Source organism: Kitasatospora nipponensis (genome assembly GCF_039528135.1).
GTDB lineage: Bacteria > Actinomycetota > Actinomycetes > Streptomycetales > Streptomycetaceae > Kitasatospora > Kitasatospora nipponensis.
On record NZ_BAAALF010000611.1, the window covers coordinates 1 to 836 of the forward strand.

Consider the following 836-nt stretch of genomic DNA (forward strand, 5'->3'; position numbering starts at 1 on the left):
TACACCAACGCGACCGTACAGGCCGTGGCCGCCAGAACCGGCATGACCAAGGGCGCCCTCTACGGGCACTTCGGTACCAAGGAGCAGCTGGCCGACGAACTCCTCAGCCCGGGCGGCGTAGGCCGGGATGACCTCGCACAGGTGCTCCCGGTACGCGGCGCCCTCGGTCAGCAGACGGTCCATCAGCGGGACCAGGGTGTCCGGCCGGGCCACGGCCATCCGGACCACCCAGTGCCCCAGTCCGAGGTCGGCCATGATGCCCCGGGTCTTGTGGTCGTACTCGACGGCGGCGCACGGCACACCGGCGATCAGCCCGAATATCACCGAGTGGAAGCGGGTGCCGAGGATGAAGTCCGCGGCGCCGTACAGCGCGAAGATCTCGTGGTGGTCGATGGTCTCGTCGTCGACCACGTGCAGCCCGGGGGTGTCCAGCAGCGCGGCTATCCGGCGGTTGACGATCCGGTCGTCGTCCTCCTGGAAGGTGCAGGTCACCTGGGGGACGAGCACCACCTGGCAGCCCCGGCCGACCAGGTGCCGGACGGCCGCGGCCATCGCCGCCTCGTAGGCGGCCTGGGCCGCCCGGTCCAGGAACTGACGGGCCGTCACCAGGACCAGCTCGGCCTCCGGGGCGATCCCGAGCTCCTGCCGCCAGGGGCGTACGGAGTTGCCCTGGAAGGCGAAGGCGCTGTCCACACCGCGGATCAGGTTGGCACCCGGCACCCCGGCCTCGGTCAGTCGGGCGATGCTGATCTCCTCCCGGGCCACCACCCGGCGGCTGAAGGCCAGGACCCAGCGGCTGCTGATGCGCCGGGTGCTGGCCTTCAGCCGCCGAGTGG

General features: G+C 71.3%; 1 pseudogene. It reads right to left on the minus strand.

Annotation, left to right across the window (positions count from 1 at the left end):
- Positions 1-330 precede the first annotated feature (330 nt).
- Positions 331-768, minus strand: a pseudogene (locus ABD323_RS42245) (hypothetical protein); the annotation flags it as partial.
- Positions 769-836 lie beyond the last annotated feature (68 nt).